Below are 16194 nucleotides of genomic sequence, written 5' to 3' on the forward strand. Positions count from 1 at the left end.
GGGGAATGTCATGACCCAAGAGATCGAGCAGGATCGGTTTGAAAAATTAGTCAAACGAATGTCAAACCTGCAATTAGCGCTGTGTGAATGCGTGCTTGCTGGACTTGCAGTATCCATTTCACTCGACGCTCTACTACGCTGGTCGATCAATTGGTCTTTTTTAGTAATAGATGAACTTGGAGGCTACGCACTTGTTTGCCTTGCGTTTTTTGGCATTTCGATTGCACTGTATGAAAAAGCATTATTTCGAGTAGATGCCTTTTATTTTTGGCTATCAGAAAATAATAGAGATCGATTTCAGCTCATTTTTGACTTGATTGCCTTGGCATTCATGCTGCTTTTGCTTTGGCAGTTTTGGGGGCTTGTCATACGCTCTCATAACAGAGAGATCTCTGCCTTGACTATTTTGCGAACCCCGATTTGGATACCGCAAACCTTAATGCTGATCGGAGCCTTCACAACATCTCTGGTTCTCTTGCTCCACATTAAAAAAGACTGGAACCAACTGATGAGACATAAAAATGGAAATAACTTAAATGGATAACGCAACAATCCCTTTGTTATTTCTTTTTCTGGGTCTATTAGTTTCTGGCATGTGGATCCCTTTCGCAGTGGGGATTTCAGCAGTCGCTTATCTCGTTCATGCTGGCGGGATACCTAGCTTGACGTCACTAGGACTTGTCAGCTGGGGAAGCATGAACAGCTTCACCCTGACTGCAATCCCTTTGTTTATATTCATGGCTGAGATTTTGCTTGAGAGTGGACTGAGTCAGAGGATTTTTCGGGGACTATCTCAGCTTGTTAAATTCCTGCCGGGTGGCTTGCTTCATACGAACATCGCCGCATGCGCAGTGTTCTCTGCAGTCAGTGGTTCAAGCGTTGCCTGCGCAGCTTCGATTGGCACAGTCTCAACCCCACAACTGAGAAAGCGCGGCTACAACATGTCGCTTGCGTCAGGGACCTTGGCTGCCGGTGGCACACTGGGCATACTGATCCCGCCGTCCATCGCCATGATTGTTTATGGAACGTTTGCCGAAACATCCATTGCAAAATTGTTTATGGCTGGAGTCATTCCGGGATTAATCCTCACCTTACTCTTCATGATTTACGTTGGCATACGCGCAACGATCAACCCTAGCCTTGCTCCCTCAGAACGAAATCAAGAGGCGATACCTTGGCTGAGCGTGATCAATGACGTATTACCTTTTGTCGTCATGATTACCTTATTAATGGGAAGCCTCTACAGCGGCGTGGTCACACCCACTGAAGCAGCAGCATTAGGTTGCTGTATCGCATGGCTTGTTTCAAAAATCTGGGGAGAAATGGATTTAGGCGTTTTACGTCGTGCCATGCGTAAAAGTATTATTGCGACAGGGTCAATTTTGTTTGTTGTTTATGCAGCGTTTCTCTTTTCATATGCGATCGGAATGGCTGGAATCGCCAAGGAAATTTCCAGTAGCGTGACAGAAGCCGGTGTTTCAAAGGAAATGTTTCTGTTATTTGTTGTATTGGCTTTAATCGTACTGGGTTGTTTTGTAGACAGCATGGGCATGATGGTTATTACTGTTCCTATCCTCTTGCCTTCCCTCATCGCCTACAACATTGATCCTGTCTGGTTCGGTGTACTCATCGTGTTGCTAGTTGAGCTCGGTCAAGTCACGCCGCCGATGGGAATGAATCTATTCGTGATTAAAAATATTTCAGGTGAGTCCCTCTCCAGTGTGATCCGGGGAACCGCCCCGTTTTACTTGCTGTATATATTATTAATACTCTTGATTTACCTTTTTCCTCAAACCGTACTCTGGCTACCGGGATTATCTTGAGATCTTACGAATGAGTTGGTCAAATTTCTCCGTCAGCAAGTCGCTGCCGACCCCTCTTTATCATCAAATCTTCTCGCATTTGAGAGATTGTATTCAGACAGGTATTTTTGCGCCCGGGAGCGTTTTTCCCAGTGAAAATCAAATCGAGCAAGCTTTGAAAGTCTCTCGTATCACAGCAAGAAGAGCTATGGATGAGCTCAGTGCGCGGGGACTGATTGAGCGCCATCAGGGAAAGCCTTCGAGAGTAGCTGCCTACAGGCCCAGTACACGCTTGTTGGCGGGCGTAGAAGGCATGATTGAAAACAATCGCCGTATGGGCGATTCAACCACCGTCGAACTGCTGACACATGAAACTGTTTCAGCTGGAGAGCGAATCGCACGCAAGTTGAAAATTAAAGTGGGTGAGAAAGTGCTCTGGTCGGTACGCGTCAGAAGTTTAGATGGCACACCCTTTTCATATGCGGTCACTTATTTGCCTCCTGCCATTACACGACAAATTAAAACCGAACAGATGTCGAGCAAACCTCTTTTGGAGCTGCTTGAAAATGCCGGGGTTGTTATCGGACGAGCTGAACAAATCATTAGCGCTCAGCAGGCGACTACAGAAGTTGCGCGCGCATTACATGTTGAGGTCAATTCGGCACTCTTAGTGTCTGAGCGCATTGTGTATGACCAGTCTGAACGACCTGTCGAGTGGATAGAGGTTCAATATCGCCCGGACATCTATCAGTACAGGGTGGATCTGGAACGCACTCAATCCTCGGAGGGAAACGTTTGGGCGACAGCGCAGCCCAAAGAGTCATTGCCTACTAAAAAGTCAAGCCTGTCCCGTAGAAAAAATCGGAGCAGTACATGATGACCATGCACAATGAAGCAAACGCTCAACGCCTCCCATCATTGAGCATGGTCGCACCCTGTTTATTTCCCGAATTTCTGATTCAGTTCGTTCAGCACATAGTCCATCGATTCAACATCAGCAAATTTCATGTCCAGATCAAACATGTTTGCCAAATGCGCTTGGGGGCTACGATCCCCACAAGCCTCGTCCACCAAGATGACACGGAAGTTATGCGAAAAGGCATCTGTTGCACCGGCTCTGACGCAACCAGAGGTCGAGATCCCGCAGATGACAAGTGTATCGATCTTGTCATAGCGCAAAAAAGCCTCAAGTGGCGTACAAAAAAAGCAGGAAGGCTTGTTTTTAAGGATGATTCGATCCACAGGGCGCGGGGCGTATTCATCGGGCCACTGGTCGGCTCTCGGATCGCTGGTGTATTGAAAAGCCTCGGGCTCAGCAAGTTTGTAATTCCAGGCGCCACGATACGTCGGATGACTCCGGTCGTCCCTGCGGCTGTAATAGATCGGCAAATCCAAACGTCTGAAAGTTTCAGTCAGTGTGATCAGAGAACGCTTGACCGAGGTCATATCGCGACCACACATCGAATAGGACGGATCGACAAACATATGTGTCGTGTCGATATTGAGCAAGGCTACGCGCTCACCCATGCCGACCCGTTGAGCAAACCCTCCCTTTCTATAGGTTTCCAACTCCTCGTCGGGCACATATCCGCGCCATTTATCAAGCTTGTCCATTCCCTCTCCTGTTTAATTGGTGATCAAACTATTAGGTCATCTTATATGCACAAGACTAGCAAATCAAGACACTTGGTTTTTAGTAATTGAATTTTTAATACGACAATAAACCACACAAAGGAGTGCAATGTTGAACAGCTCTTTACCGACAATCGCCGTCATCAGCACAGGCGGAACCCTCACCACGATCAGTGCCAACGGCGAGCTTGATCTTTACGAATATACAGCGACAGGCAAACGCTTGAATGCAGATGAAATGCTGCAAAAATTTCCTCAAGCAAAGACCGTCGCCAATATCGTCCCCATTCAGTTCGACACGCTTCCATCGACAGCGGTCTCTTTCCCGCACTGGAAAAAACTTGTACTCACAATAGAGAAGTTCCTGCGTGAAACGAAAGGGCCATGTGGCGTAGTGATTCTCCATGGAACGGCAACGATCGAAGAAACTGCCTATGCGCTGAGCTTGACGCTTCGAACTGATGTGCCTGTTGTCATCACCGGGGCACAACGCCCGGCAAGCGCCCTATCGTCCGATGCAGGTCTTAATATTTACAACGCGGTCCGTGTGGCGGCATCCCCGCAGGCGCGGGGAATGGGCGTATTAGTCTGCTTGAATGACGAAATTCAGGCTGCAAGAGAAGTCACCAAGTCATCGAACTCCAGGCTGCAGACATTCAGATCTCCAGACTTCGGCGCACTGGGTCACGCCGATGGTGATCGGGTGGTTTTTTATCGCAAAAGCCTGCGTCGCCACAATCCTGATGTTGAATTTGAAATCCGCGATCTGGACGCTTTACCAAGAGTTGAAATTTCATATCACTATGCAGGCAGTGATGGTCTCGCTACGCGCGCATTTATTCAGGCGGGCGCGCAAGGCATCGTTGGGGCCGCCTTTGCTCCAGGATTACTTTCCCCGGAAGAAAATATCGCCATGAAAGAAGCTGTCGCAGCGGGAGTTAAGGTGGTGATTTCCTCGCGGGCAGGCTCAGGTCGTACGTTTGGTCCCAGTAAGATCGTTGATGCTGGTTATATCAGAGCAGACAATTTAAATCCGCAAAAAGCAAGGATTTTGCTTGCACTAGCCTTGACCAAGACGAAAGACTCTGCTGAGATACAGCGTATGTTTGAACAATATTAAAAAGAAACGGGCTCGCTCAATACGCCCATCCTGGACATCAAGCCTTAATAAACCGTTAGGAGACATAAAAATGGATCGCAGAAAATTTATACAAGCAGGTATCGCATTAGGTGCAACAGTCGGCACACCCACCCTTGCGTTGGCACAACGCGCTACCGGGAAGTGGCCTTCACAACCTATTAAGTTGATCGTCGCGTTTGGTCCCGGTGGCTCCACCGATGTGACAGCTCGAATTATTTCCGCGAAGCTCATCGACATCATCGGTCAGCGCATCGTCATTGAAAATAAACCAGGTGGCGGTTCAAATATCGGGACCGAACTTGCCGCACGATCACCTGCCGACGGTTACACACTCCTGTTAGGTACAGTGGCAAATGCTATCAATATGTCTTTGTACAAAAATCCTGGCTACAACCTCCTAACAGACTTTGCCGCGATTTCAAGTATTTCATCAGCCCCTGCGGTATTGGTCTGCTCGTCAAAATTACCCGTCAAGACTGTCCAGGAACTCATCAAACTTGCCAAGGAGCGTCCAGGCAAGATGAACTATGCCTCCTCAGGTGTTGGAACAACGCCGCACCTTGCAGGCGAAATGTTTAAAAACCGTTTCGGACTGGATGTTGCACACATCGCCTACAAAGGTGCTGCACCCGCCCTGACCGACACAATCAGTGGCGTAACTGACTTTGGCTTTAAAACAGCGTTGTCAGCGATCCCTAGTATCCAAGCGGGCCAACTCACACCCTTGGCTGTCGCCTCGTCTCAACGTCTTGCCCTGTTGCCAAATGTTCCTACCATGGCGGAAGTCGGCATTGTGGATTTTGAAATCACTTCTTGGAACGGCTTGTTTGCTCCAGCAGGTACTCCCCGAGACATCATCGACCGACTCTCGGCAGCATGCGCGACGGCTGCAAAAATGAAAGATGTCCAAGAGGCTTTTGCCGCGCAAGCTGCGACTGTCACATCAAGTACTCCCGAGCAATTCAAGAAATTTGTTGAAGCTGAAATCAAAATGTGGGGAGATGTCGTGCGCTTGACTGGTGCGACTGCGTCTTAAGCAATATTCAAAAAAATAAATACCTCGCAAGTTCACTCTTGCGAGGTTTTCAACATTTTCAGCAGATTAAAAATCAGATATCAAACTTTATACCTTGAGCTAAAGGCAGTTCAGTCCCGTAATTGATCGTATTTGTAGCCCTACGCATATAGTTTTTCCAAGCATCTGAACCAGACTCGCGTCCACCGCCGGTCTCTTTCTCACCACCAAAGGCACCGCCTATCTCAGCCCCACTCGTGCCGATATTTACATTCGCGATTCCGCAGTCTGAACCACTAGCCGAAGTAAAGGTTTCGGCCTCAAGCAGATTTTGTGTGAAGATCGAAGAAGATAATCCATGGCTCACGAAGTTATTAATTGAGATTGCTTCAGCCAAGTCATCGTAAGGTGTCACATAAAGAATCGGCGCGAACGTTTCATCAAGCATGGGGCCTTGCTGTGACAACATACTCACAATTGCAGGACGCACGTAATAACCGTCTTGACAGGAAACAATCACAACTCGCTCACCAAAATTCACATGACCACCCACTTTCACAGCCTCTTGGAGGGCATTTTGCATTGCAATAAAAGATCGTTGATCAATGAGTGGGCCGACAAGCGTTCCTTCTTGACGTGGATCTCCAATGGGTAGTTTTTCATAAACAGCCACCAGTCTACTGAGAACGTCTTGATAGATTGATCGATGAACGATTAACCTTCTTAATGTTGTGCAACGCTGACCAGCCGTTCCTACCGCTGAGAAAACAGCAGCGCGCGTGACCAACTCAAGATTGGCAGAGGGGCAAACGATCGCCGCATTGTTTCCGCCCAACTCGAGCAATGTACGTTTAAACGAACGGGCACAAGCGGAGGCAACAGCCCGTCCCATTCGCGTCGAACCTGTTGCGCTCAGTAGCTTAATATCCGGACTCAAAGTGAGCGCTTCTCCGATGCTCCCATCGCCAATCAACAATTCAGCCATACCTTGGGTATCAACCTCGGATTGCTCCATAGCCTTTAACAAAAGCCCATTCAAGGCCAGGGCACAATAAGGCGTTTTTTCAGATGGCTTCCAAACTACCGTATTTCCACAAACCAAGGCAAGCGCGGCATTCCAAGCGAACACAGCCATGGGAAAATTAAATGCTGATATCACGCCAACAGGGCCAAGTGGGTGCCATGTTTCAAATAGTTTATGCTTGTGACGTTCACTTGATATTGTCAGACCATAGAGCTGTCTTGATAGCCCTAAAGAAAAATCACAGATGTCGACAACCTCCTGAACTTCACCTAGGCTTTCCTGAACAATTTTTCCGGCTTCCAAGGTAATCAGTTGAGCCAAAGCAGCTTTATGCTTTCTCACCAACTCACCCCAAGCACGCACCACGGCACCGCGGACTGGCGCTGGTTGGTTGCGCCAACTTATAAAGCGCTTTGCTGATCGTGCTATGCAATCTTCGACTTCCTGCGAGGAAGTCGAAGCTAATGTGCCTAAGATAGTTGCGTCAATCGGCGACACCACCTCCAATCTCAGTCCTGTTTTCTGCTCAGGCAGTAAAACACCGATTTCAGAAAAAATAGTTGCGATGTCGCTCGATTGCTTCATGATGACTCCTAACGCTCAACAGCTCGATTCCAACGGGCATTCCAGGCAGGACGATTGGCATTGATCGTATCCCAATCCACTGAAACTGCTGTTTTCATATACTCGTTGAAACGATTCAAAACAGCCTGATCTTCGGGTCTATTGGCCTTGGCTTTAGGGTTGGATGGAACTTGGTTTCCATACTGCAAACCGGCGGCTTGCGCCTGAGCAGAAAGCAAGTATTGGGCAAGTTTTTGAGAAAGCTCAGGCTCATTGTTTTTAGCGATCACGCATTCCGCAACCATTAAAACCACAGAACCTTCCTTTGGTTGAACATACTCAACAGGTATGCCACGCCCTTTTAATACAGCAACAGAAGTTGGAGTGAGCGGAGCGATAGCGACCTCGCCGTTCTGAAACATCTCGGCCAGTTTGGCTGAACTAGGAATGTATTCGAGTACATTCGGTCCAATTGTTTTAGGCCAAGCATTAAAGCCAGGATTGACATCTTTTTCACTTCCACCTTGAATGCGGTTAAACATCAAGAAGCCGTGCAATCCAAAGGATGAAGCTGGCAAGGACTGAAATACAACCTTGCCTTTATATTTCGGATCTGCAAAATCCATCCAAGAGGTAGGAGGCGTCCAGTTCTTATCAGCGAACATCTTTGTGTTGTAAGCCATACCAGTCATACCCATCGTGACACCAGCTGCCATGTCATCTTTAAAGCGTGCAATGGGATATATTTCATCAAGTTGCGGATTAGGCTTCATTTTTTCGCATAAGCCCATCCCCACGGCACGCGCCATCACACCATCATCCAAAAACATGACATGCATTTGAGGCTTGTCTTTGTTAGCCTGTGCTTTTGCAAGAATATCCGAAGATGTGCCGGGAACAACAACGACTTTCACGTTATTTGCTTTTTCAAACTCTGGGAAAATTCGTTCAGTCCAGGTTTTTTCCATCACACCGCCATTCATGCCGATGTAAAGAGTCTTTGTTTGCGAAATAGCCTGGGCGGATGCCAAAGTTAATGCGACAGCAGTTGTCGCAATTGACAGCGTTAAGATGTTTTTCTTTTTTGAGTGATTATTCATTTCATCTCCTTCGAGTTGGATAAAAAATGCAGATAACTGTCTACAACTACACTAAAACCTTTTGATGGAAAAAGCCTCGATAGGCGTACTAGTTTCCCCTTGCGCAATCATCTCGGCAAGAACTTCGCCTACAGCAGGTCCGATCTGAAAGCCTGCACCGGCAAATCCAAAACCATGTACGAGACCTGGTGTTGTCGAGCTAAAGCTAATGACAGGCTCACGATCAGGCAAACGCCCTTCCACTCCGCTCCATGTCCTGACAACTTGTGCATGCCGCAAATCCGGCAAAAGTTCAAGCGCACCTTTGAGGACAAGTTCGATACCATCTCCTCCGGGACGTGCTCTATTCGCATCCAAAGCATAGCCTTGCGAGCCGCCCAGAACGCAATTACCTCGACTGACTTGTCGAACGTAAACGCCTCCACCTTCAACGCCTAGGCTAAGGTTCATAAAAACAGGCAATGCATCAGTCACAACCATCAAAGGATGCGAATTCGTCATAGGTACTTTTTCGCCGAAGATCTCGCAAACTGTGTTTGCCCACGCTCCAGCACAATTCAATAAATATCTGGATGTAAGGGGTACAGACTGATTGGCGACCTTTGTCAGAAACTGATTACCGTCATGATTAAACTCCACGGCAGAACTATTTTCATAAATTTGGGCGCCTGCACGCACTGCTGCCCGCGCAAAAGCAGGAGAAATGAGTCGAGGGTTGGCATGACCATCTTCAGGACAAAGAGAGCCACCAACAGCCCGCTCACTCAGCCAGGGGTAGAGATTCCGAAGCTGAGCCCCGCTCAACAGTTCCAGTCCCAAACCATATTCGGCTGTATTGTCACGATATCGAGTAAGCGATGCCATATCTGCCTCGCTTCTAGCCAACTTTAAATGACCCGAGCGTACGTACTCGCCGTCAATTCCAATGACCTGTTTGAGACGACCCCATATGCCGTGCGCGCGCTGCGTTAAAGGCATTTGGACCAGTGATCGACCTTGTCTGCGTACACCGCCATAATTGATACCGCTTGATCGAGAGCCGCATACATTACGTTCCAGCAAACAGACTGATAAGCCAAACTCTCGCAACTTCAACGCGGCAGAAGATCCGACAATTCCGCCACCCACAATCACGACATCAAAAAAATTGGATCTATTCATTTCACGCCCTCTTGCTTTGATTGCCAAGCGGCAGCCAAAACATGCGCCTCTACAGGTTTGATTGGCGGTTGACCACGCAAACGTCCGACCTCGTCTAGTTGCTGGCCACTGAAATATGCGAGAATCTCTGCGCTCGCTTGTCCACACATTCTGCCCTGACAGCGTCCCATCCCGGCACGACTCAGCGCTTTAAGCCGATTGACTTCTCGTATATCGCAATCAACGATGGCTTGGCGGATATCACTAAAAGTTATCTCCTCACACCGACACACGATTGTGTCATCTCTCATTTGTTCAATCCAATCCTCTGGACAAGGGAACGCAGCCTCCAAACCTACTCTAAATTTCGCAATTTTCTCCAGACGTTTTTCAAGGTCGTTAAGACGCGCACGTATCCGCGGCGAATCCTCGCGACAGATACCGAGCTTGAACAAGAGCGCCCAAGCGCTTCTTTCACCAGAAAGCTCAGCAGCATCTGCGCCCATGATGCCCGCCCCATCACCCGCAAGATAAACCCCCTCAAGAGTTGACTCGCCAGCCTTGTTTTTCACAGGAAGATGGGCCCGTTGCATTGAATCGAATGCGAACGCGCAGCCGAGAATATCGGCAATCTGGGTCTCCGAACGCAAGGCATAACCTACACCGAGAGCATCGCATGCTATGGTCTGTTTTTCACCACGACTATTTAAAAAAATAACACCTTGCAATCGCTCTGAACCTTCAGCTTCAACTAAACGAATACCTCGATGAATTTTGATGCCCTTTGCCATCAGCCAAGCAACGTAATACATGCCTCGCAGTAGTTGCTTGGGTTGATTCAGCAGATGGGGCAACGCACGAACCTGCGCCGAAAAATCTGCCGTGTCTAAAACAGCGGCGACATGTGCACCTGCCTTAACGTACTGATAAGCTACCAGATACAACAGAGGACCGGTTCCAGCCAGCACGACTTTTTCACCAATTGAGCAGGCTTGATACTTGAGAGCAATTTGAGTCGCACCCATGGCGTATACACCGGGAAGTGTCCAACCTGGAAATGGCAAAATCCTATCCGTTGCCCCAGACGCAATAATCAACGAATCCCAGCGTAGCGTTGAAGACTCGCCGTTTTGAAGGACGTCCAGCCGGTTTTGTTCAACATTCCACACTAAGCTCTGCGGCCGATAATCAATCTTATCCCGCAGACTGATGAAAACTCTGGATAGTTCGTCCGCTTTTCCAGCATCAAACCCGTAAAGCTCCCGACTCGTTCTCTTGAAGTTCTGAGGCTGTTGCCGAAAGATCTGTCCGCCCCAGCGCATCCCCTCGTCCAGCACAATCGGTCGAACACCGTGGTCAACAAGAACTTGAGCCGCTCGTATACCCGCGGGGCCTGCGCCAATGATGACAGGGGAATGACTCATTGTTGCTCCCCCTGATCAACTGTTGTGACCAGTCTCATCCCATTTTCGATAAGGGACGAACATGCCCGTATCCGTTCACCGGATTCAAATCGCATCCAGCAATCCTGACAAGCTCCCATCAAACAAAAACCTGCTCTTTTTTGGCCGGAAAATTCAGTCCTTCGCACAGCATGTTGATTGGTGAGCAAGGCAGTTAATATGGTGTCTCCCAAAAGAGCCTGGCAGGAGACGCCATTGATAAAGAAATCCACACTAGGTCTATTCTTTTCCTGCAGCCTACGAAACTGAGGCAGAGTCTGCGACCGAGTCTCTTCATGCTTAGTCATTTTCCACCCACCAAAACCTTATCTAATCCATAAAGTCGATCAAGCAACAACATCACGACAGCCGTGAACACCACCATCAACGCAGATGCCGCCGCCATCAACGGATCAATTGATTCGGTTGCATACATATACATACGAACAGGCAACGTGACGGTCGATGGTGCTGTGACAAAAATAGACATCGTGACTTCGTCAAAACTGCTGATAAATGCAAGCAGCCATCCGCCTGTAATTCCTGGCAAGAGCATGGGCACTGTCACTCTACGAAAAACTGTGAAACGACTTGCACCCAGTGAAAGTGCAGCTTGCTCACACGCTCTGTCTGTGCCAACCGACGCTGCAATCACCAGACGAAGAGAATAAGGAATAATGATTATGACGTGCGCCATGGCCAACCAGGCGAAACTGCCGCGCGCATCAATCAAAGAAAACATTCTCAATAGTGCCACCCCGAGCACGAGGTGAGGAATGATCAGCGGAGATAGAAACAGTCCATTGAGCCATCCGCGTGCCTTGAACTCATAACGCGTCAACGCCAATCCGGCAGGGATCGATATCGCTGTCGCAATTGAGGCAGAGATCAATCCAAGCCAAAGACTATTCCAAAAAGAAGTCATCAAATCGCTATGTCTGAAAACCGCCTCGAACCAGCGCAGGGAGAAACTATTGGTTGGAATTGCTAGAGTATTTGTGGGTGTGAAAGCGACCAAACAAACAATCACCAGTGGCGCCAACATGAACAAGATGACTAGACTGCTAAACGCGATAGATAATGGTCCGTTCTTATTCATGGCTACCCCAGAGCCTTTCTATAGCGCCGTTCAATCGCGCGGTTATAGGACAGCATGATGATGAGATTGGCAATTAACAGAATGATCGCAATCGCAGCACCGAGAGGCCAGTTCAACTCATGTAAATATTCGTCATACACAATGGTTGCGGCCATTTTCAATCGCCTTCCACCTAGTAGGCCAGGTATCGCAAAGGAACTTGCGCTCAATCCGAACACAATCAAACTACCTGAAAGCATGCCCGGGAGTATTTGAGGAAAAATAATACGGCGCAATGCTGTCAAAGGTGACGCAGACAAAGATAGAGCGGCATCCTGAACCGCGGGATCAAGTTTTTGCAGAGATGTCCAAATCGGAATCACCATAAAGGGCATCATGATGTGCACTAAAGCAATGATGATTGCCGTCTCTGTGTACAAAATTTTGATTGCTCCGAATCCGATTAGCTTAGTCATCAAATTGACCAAACCCTGTGGGCCCAACAAAATACTCCAGCCGAAGGCGCGAACCACAACAGATACAAGTAAGGGAGCCAGAATGATCAGCAGGAATATCGACTTCCATGGGCTTTTCATGCGACTGAGAATATAGGCTTGCGGGGCCCCAATCAGCAGACAAAACAAGGTTGTGACCAGAGAAATCCAAAGCGTGCGCCAAAAAATACCGTAATAATATTCATCAGTCAGGACATGAATGTAATGTTCGAACGTATATTCGTTTTTGATTCCTGTCGCATGATCAAAAGCGTTGAATGACAAAATGAACGTTAAGCCCAGTGGCACCAGAAGCATCAGCAAAAAGACAACCATGGCCGGAGCACTCAACAACCATGGCGTCGATGGCTTATAGATACTCATATCAAGTCACCTGACGCTCTTGGAGTTGCTGCATAGCCTGCGTGTGCCACGTCAGTCCGTACACCTTTCCTTCAGTCACTTCGTTCACGCCCAGATTTGTACCCGCAACGATCAACTCGCCAAGTGACGACTCTAAATGGTAAAGCCAGCGATCTCCCAGAAAAAAAACTTGTTTGACAGTTCCGTTCAGATAGCCCTTATCTGCCTCGACCAGGGTGATTTTCTCCGGACGCAAACTTAGCGTAATCTCATCGTTGGCAAGGACATCTGACAGTTGTGCGGACAATTGAATATAGCCAAAATCAATCACCCAGTCCGTACCTTGTGACTTGGCGCGTCCTTTGAGCAAATTTGCTTTTCCAACAAACTTAGAAATAAAAGCCGTTTGCGGCTTTTCATACAACGCATAAGGTGAATCGATCTGCGTGATTTTTCCGGCCTCCATTACAACAACTCGATCACTAATGGACATCGCCTCGCTTTGATCGTGAGTGACCATAATTGTTGTCGTTCCGAGTGTCTTTTGAATCTTGCGCAACTCAAACTGCATTTCTTCACGCAGCTTGGCGTCCAGATTAGAGAGAGGCTCGTCAAGCAATAAGACTGGCGGCTCGATCACGAGCGCTCTTGCCAGTGCGACGCGTTGTCGCTGTCCGCCAGACAACTCTCTGGGAAAACGATCGGCAAACGATGTCAGATGAACCATGTCCAACATTGCTTGCACGCGCCTATCTCGCTCAGCTCGAGGCATACCTCGCATCTCAAGACCAAAGCTGACATTAGCGTGTACGGTCATGTGAGGAAATAACGCATAACTTTGGAACACGACTCCCAGGCCACGCACGTTAGGTTTGGCATGTGTAATGTCAGCGCCATCCAACCTGACCTCTCCAGCTGATACGTCAACAAAACCTGCAATCATCTGCAGAGTTGTCGTCTTACCGCAACCAGAGGGACCCAACAAAGAGACAAACTCACCCTTTTGGACGTCCAAATTGAAATCAGAAACGACACAAGTCTTGTCGTAATACTTAGTGACACCCCGAAGTGACAAAAAAGACACTTCCACGCTCCCCGACAGTGATGAAAATTGTTATTGGCCTATTTGAATGCATGTTTCTTAAGGTCGATCATGAATAATTCCTTAAGATGCGTCAATGCAAAAATCGATAAATTTCTGTTTAATGGAAGAAATTTTCAGATTATTCTATTGAACAAAATAATTTTTTTTAATATCAATAAAATATTTCACCGATCAGATGACAATAAAACAACCTCTCGGAACGGGTGTACTTGAACGAGCGTTCGCTATCATTCGTTTACTCGCCGATTCTCCATCTGATGGTTTACGCGTCACCGAAATTGCCAAACTCATCGGTCTAACCCAGGGAACCGTCCACCGCACCCTTCAATCACTCATTGACCAACAAGTCATCGAACAAGACACTCGATCAAAACGCTATCGCCTGAGTATCGACTTTTTCTCAATGGCTGCGCGAGCAGGTAATCCAATGAACCTTCGTGATGTCTGCCGTCCTTCGCTGATCCGGCTCTGCGCAAGCCTGGGCGACACCATTTTTCTTTTGGTGAGAAATGGTTTTGATGCCGTATGCCTTGATCGTGCGGAAGGTCCCGTACCTATCCGGTCTTTCACTGGCGATATTGGCGGGCGCGTTGCGATCGGCATCGGACAAGGCAGCCTATCTATCCTGTCCTTTCTGCCAGAAGAGGAAAGAGATGAAGTGATTCGGAACAATCTACCGCGGATAAAAGAAGTGAGCAGGTTTGACGAGGTCTATATCCGGCTGGAGGTTGAACGCATTCGTCAACTTGGCTACGCACATAAATCTTCCGGTCTCCTCGAAGGCATGGCTGGTGTAGCCGTACCCTTACGTGATCAAACCGGACGAGCCTATGCCGCTATCAGTGTTGGATCGATTGCTAGTCGCATCACAGAAGAGCGCATACCAATCATTTTGCAATTACTGCGACGCGAAGTGGAGTTCATCACACCTAAAATCAGTCCCTTTGATCCCGCGCTCAGACGATCGATGCAAGACTTTGCTGCGATTACGCGTCCTCAGCAAGCCTATACCTCGACCCAGGAAACTTAAGCTTCAACGCTCGAGAAATCGGTCATAATTTTTCTTCAGAGCTTTTTACCCGACCCCGCCAAAAAAGGGTAACGGGCAAAAATTGACGAAATCATTGTTTCAACGGCTGCATCAGAGGGCGTCTGTTGAGGATTTCCAACGACCGAGCTTCCTACACCCTCCCAAACTAATTGCTTACGCTTGGCATCGATCAGGTCCACTTTCAAGGTGCCTTCGTTGTACTGAATAATATCTGGACCAAACGCATAGCCGGGCCAACCGCCATAGAAACCAGGCCCATAACCAAATCCCCACATCATAGGCGTTGGAGGTACATATTGCGTCATCGTTTGAACGTTTGATTGAAAATTGATCAGCAGATCAGGGTCCTTATCGCGTAAAACATAGCCTCTGGATTCCATCTGCAAGACAACAGCGCGCTTTAGACGTTCGGTCAACAAAGTTGTGTAGCCGGCGCTATCGGTACTGAGTGGCTGCATAAAAGCAAACGTACGGTAGGAAGAAAAATCCGCGCGAGGATCATAATCGCTGCGTACGATCGGAGTATTCGCGCAGGCAACCAATAAGCCAACTACCACCAGTACGGTCAAGAAACGCATAAAAGCTGCAATTTGAGTTGTCATTTGACTGATCATCACCAACCGCATGTTTCACGAAGGGGTTTAATCGCATTGACCAAGCCAGTGGTATCGAAGCTCGACGTCAGAGGAGACTCCATATAAGGGGTCACTTGCGCCACAAAAGTATTTTGTTCAATGAGCGCCTTCATGAACGCAACGGGGTCACCCGGAAAGAACGTTGCTTTGTTATCAGTGGAAAGGCTCCAGGTACTCTTGATAGCCTTGGCATTACCAATTCGGTAGGTCACCTCAGCACTGTCGGTACCCAGAAAATCATGCCAATTGATATACGCCTCGGTTTTTTTACTCTGACAGCGCAAGACTAAACGAACCTCTTGGCCAGAGCGTGCACTACCAGACGTCGCTTCGAGCACGAGTACCACGGTACGTGTATCGTCAATCGGATTGGTTTTGTCACTAATCGCCCACTTACCTACTCCAGCTGTAGGGACCAAATTGGACTGGGGTCCGAGCAAGTTATTGCGCCTTGCGAGCTGGTCATAACACTCAAGGCGATCGAGATTGCCGGCTGTTGCCGCGCACCTGGCGATCTCTTTATCGAGAGTTTGTGCATGTGCAGCAGTAGTAGTAGTAAGCAGCCCAATAGACAGAGCAACTAAAAATGATTTCATCACGACCTCGAA

Annotated in this window: 17 protein-coding genes; 6 read left to right on the forward strand and 11 right to left on the reverse strand. The window is 48.1% G+C overall.

The window, feature by feature from the left end; all coding sequences use genetic code 11:
- Positions 1-10 precede the first annotated feature (10 nt).
- The 3 genes from QWY27_RS04070 to QWY27_RS04080 are packed head-to-tail and all read left to right on the forward strand — an operon-like array spanning position 11 to position 2679.
- Positions 11-544 carry a TRAP transporter small permease gene (locus QWY27_RS04070; protein WP_290194975.1) on the forward strand — a complete coding sequence of 178 codons (534 nt, stop codon included), beginning with the start codon at positions 11-13 and terminating at the stop codon, positions 542-544.
- Positions 537-1823: a TRAP transporter large permease gene (locus QWY27_RS04075; protein ID WP_290194977.1), complete on the forward strand. Its 1287-nt coding sequence runs from the start codon at positions 537-539 to the stop codon at positions 1821-1823. The genes QWY27_RS04070 and QWY27_RS04075 overlap by 8 nt, the downstream gene beginning before the upstream one ends.
- Positions 1824-1833: 10 nt before the next feature.
- A complete protein-coding gene (locus QWY27_RS04080) occupies positions 1834-2679 on the forward strand; it encodes a GntR family transcriptional regulator (RefSeq protein WP_290194979.1) in 846 nt (281 codons plus the stop codon).
- 62 nt (positions 2680-2741) lie between these two features.
- On the opposite strand, the gene QWY27_RS04085 is transcribed toward QWY27_RS04080, so the two are convergent.
- Positions 2742-3416 (reverse strand): isochorismatase family protein, encoded by a 675-nt coding sequence (locus QWY27_RS04085; RefSeq protein ID WP_290194981.1) that lies wholly within the window; start codon positions 3414-3416, stop codon positions 2742-2744.
- 127 nt (positions 3417-3543) lie between these two features.
- Between QWY27_RS04085 and QWY27_RS04090 the strand changes: the two genes are divergently transcribed.
- Entirely contained in the window at positions 3544-4554 is a 1011-nt protein-coding gene (locus QWY27_RS04090) for an asparaginase (RefSeq protein WP_290194984.1), read from the forward strand.
- Between the two features lie 70 nt (positions 4555-4624).
- Positions 4625-5611, forward strand: a complete 987-nt coding sequence (locus tag QWY27_RS04095) for a Bug family tripartite tricarboxylate transporter substrate binding protein (RefSeq protein WP_290194985.1) — start codon at positions 4625-4627, stop codon at positions 5609-5611.
- Positions 5612-5684: 73 nt separating this feature from the next.
- On the opposite strand, the gene amaB is transcribed toward QWY27_RS04095, so the two are convergent.
- Genes amaB through QWY27_RS04135 form a run of 8 tightly spaced genes read right to left on the reverse strand, consistent with a single transcriptional unit; the run spans position 5685 to position 13879 of the window.
- A complete protein-coding gene (gene amaB / locus QWY27_RS04100; RefSeq protein WP_290194987.1) occupies positions 5685-7199 on the reverse strand; it encodes an L-piperidine-6-carboxylate dehydrogenase in 1515 nt (504 codons plus the stop codon).
- A gap of 8 nt (positions 7200-7207) precedes the next feature.
- The gene (locus tag QWY27_RS04105) at positions 7208-8278 is read right to left on the reverse strand and encodes an ABC transporter substrate-binding protein (RefSeq protein WP_290194989.1); all 1071 of its coding nucleotides are present in this window, start codon (positions 8276-8278) and stop codon (positions 7208-7210) included.
- Positions 8279-8329: 51 nt separating this feature from the next.
- Positions 8330-9439: an NAD(P)/FAD-dependent oxidoreductase gene (locus tag QWY27_RS04110; protein WP_290194991.1), complete on the reverse strand. Its 1110-nt coding sequence runs from the start codon at positions 9437-9439 to the stop codon at positions 8330-8332.
- Positions 9436-10842, reverse strand: coding sequence for an NAD(P)/FAD-dependent oxidoreductase (locus QWY27_RS04115; protein WP_290194993.1), 1407 nt, complete (start codon positions 10840-10842; stop codon positions 9436-9438). Before QWY27_RS04115 ends, QWY27_RS04110 begins: the two co-directional genes overlap by 4 nt.
- Positions 10839-11168, reverse strand: a complete 330-nt coding sequence (locus tag QWY27_RS04120) for a (2Fe-2S)-binding protein (protein ID WP_290194995.1) — start codon at positions 11166-11168, stop codon at positions 10839-10841. The genes QWY27_RS04115 and QWY27_RS04120 overlap by 4 nt, the downstream gene beginning before the upstream one ends.
- Positions 11165-11959 (reverse strand): ABC transporter permease, encoded by a 795-nt coding sequence (locus QWY27_RS04125; protein WP_290194997.1) that lies wholly within the window; start codon positions 11957-11959, stop codon positions 11165-11167. The genes QWY27_RS04120 and QWY27_RS04125 overlap by 4 nt, the downstream gene beginning before the upstream one ends.
- A gap of 2 nt (positions 11960-11961) precedes the next feature.
- Positions 11962-12816 (reverse strand): ABC transporter permease, encoded by an 855-nt coding sequence (locus QWY27_RS04130; RefSeq protein ID WP_290194999.1) that lies wholly within the window; start codon positions 12814-12816, stop codon positions 11962-11964.
- Position 12817: 1 nt separating this feature from the next.
- A complete protein-coding gene (locus QWY27_RS04135) occupies positions 12818-13879 on the reverse strand; it encodes an ABC transporter ATP-binding protein (protein WP_290195001.1) in 1062 nt (353 codons plus the stop codon).
- Positions 13880-14075: 196 nt separating this feature from the next.
- Between QWY27_RS04135 and QWY27_RS04140 the strand changes: the two genes are divergently transcribed.
- The gene (locus tag QWY27_RS04140) at positions 14076-14930 is read left to right on the forward strand and encodes an IclR family transcriptional regulator (protein WP_290195003.1); all 855 of its coding nucleotides are present in this window, start codon (positions 14076-14078) and stop codon (positions 14928-14930) included.
- Between the two features lie 35 nt (positions 14931-14965).
- Here QWY27_RS04140 and QWY27_RS04145 read toward each other — a convergent pair whose 3' ends face one another.
- Together QWY27_RS04145 and QWY27_RS04150 are read right to left on the reverse strand one after the other, a co-directional pair.
- The gene (locus QWY27_RS04145; RefSeq protein WP_290195006.1) at positions 14966-15553 is read right to left on the reverse strand and encodes a DUF4136 domain-containing protein; all 588 of its coding nucleotides are present in this window, start codon (positions 15551-15553) and stop codon (positions 14966-14968) included.
- Positions 15554-15564: 11 nt separating this feature from the next.
- On the reverse strand, positions 15565-16182 hold the full coding sequence (locus tag QWY27_RS04150; protein WP_290195008.1) for a type VI secretion system-associated protein TagO: 618 nt from the start codon (positions 16180-16182) through the stop codon (positions 15565-15567).
- Between the last annotated feature and the right edge of the window lie 12 nt (positions 16183-16194).

The sequence above is a fragment of the Zwartia vadi genome, from assembly GCF_030410375.1.
Classification (GTDB): Bacteria; Pseudomonadota; Gammaproteobacteria; order Burkholderiales; family Burkholderiaceae_B; genus Zwartia; species Zwartia vadi.

Excerpts from the sequence above, each read along its gene's own strand:
- QWY27_RS04070 (WP_290194975.1), top strand. The coding sequence starts at position 11 with ATGACCCAAGAGATCGAGCAGGATCGGTTTGAAAAATTAGTCAAACGA.
- QWY27_RS04075 (WP_290194977.1), top strand. The coding sequence starts at position 537 with ATGGATAACGCAACAATCCCTTTGTTATTTCTTTTTCTGGGTCTATTA.
- QWY27_RS04080 (WP_290194979.1), top strand. The coding sequence starts at position 1,834 with ATGAGTTGGTCAAATTTCTCCGTCAGCAAGTCGCTGCCGACCCCTCTT.
- QWY27_RS04085 (WP_290194981.1), bottom strand. The coding sequence starts at position 3,416 with ATGGACAAGCTTGATAAATGGCGCGGATATGTGCCCGACGAGGAGTTG.
- QWY27_RS04090 (WP_290194984.1), top strand. The coding sequence starts at position 3,544 with ATGTTGAACAGCTCTTTACCGACAATCGCCGTCATCAGCACAGGCGGA.
- QWY27_RS04095 (WP_290194985.1), top strand. The coding sequence starts at position 4,625 with ATGGATCGCAGAAAATTTATACAAGCAGGTATCGCATTAGGTGCAACA.
- amaB (WP_290194987.1), bottom strand. The coding sequence starts at position 7,199 with ATGAAGCAATCGAGCGACATCGCAACTATTTTTTCTGAAATCGGTGTT.
- QWY27_RS04105 (WP_290194989.1), bottom strand. The coding sequence starts at position 8,278 with ATGAATAATCACTCAAAAAAGAAAAACATCTTAACGCTGTCAATTGCG.
- QWY27_RS04110 (WP_290194991.1), bottom strand. The coding sequence starts at position 9,439 with ATGAATAGATCCAATTTTTTTGATGTCGTGATTGTGGGTGGCGGAATT.
- QWY27_RS04115 (WP_290194993.1), bottom strand. The coding sequence starts at position 10,842 with ATGAGTCATTCCCCTGTCATCATTGGCGCAGGCCCCGCGGGTATACGA.
- QWY27_RS04120 (WP_290194995.1), bottom strand. The coding sequence starts at position 11,168 with ATGACTAAGCATGAAGAGACTCGGTCGCAGACTCTGCCTCAGTTTCGT.
- QWY27_RS04125 (WP_290194997.1), bottom strand. The coding sequence starts at position 11,959 with ATGAATAAGAACGGACCATTATCTATCGCGTTTAGCAGTCTAGTCATC.
- QWY27_RS04130 (WP_290194999.1), bottom strand. The coding sequence starts at position 12,816 with ATGAGTATCTATAAGCCATCGACGCCATGGTTGTTGAGTGCTCCGGCC.
- QWY27_RS04140 (WP_290195003.1), top strand. The coding sequence starts at position 14,076 with ATGACAATAAAACAACCTCTCGGAACGGGTGTACTTGAACGAGCGTTC.
- QWY27_RS04145 (WP_290195006.1), bottom strand. The coding sequence starts at position 15,553 with ATGACAACTCAAATTGCAGCTTTTATGCGTTTCTTGACCGTACTGGTG.
- QWY27_RS04150 (WP_290195008.1), bottom strand. The coding sequence starts at position 16,182 with ATGAAATCATTTTTAGTTGCTCTGTCTATTGGGCTGCTTACTACTACT.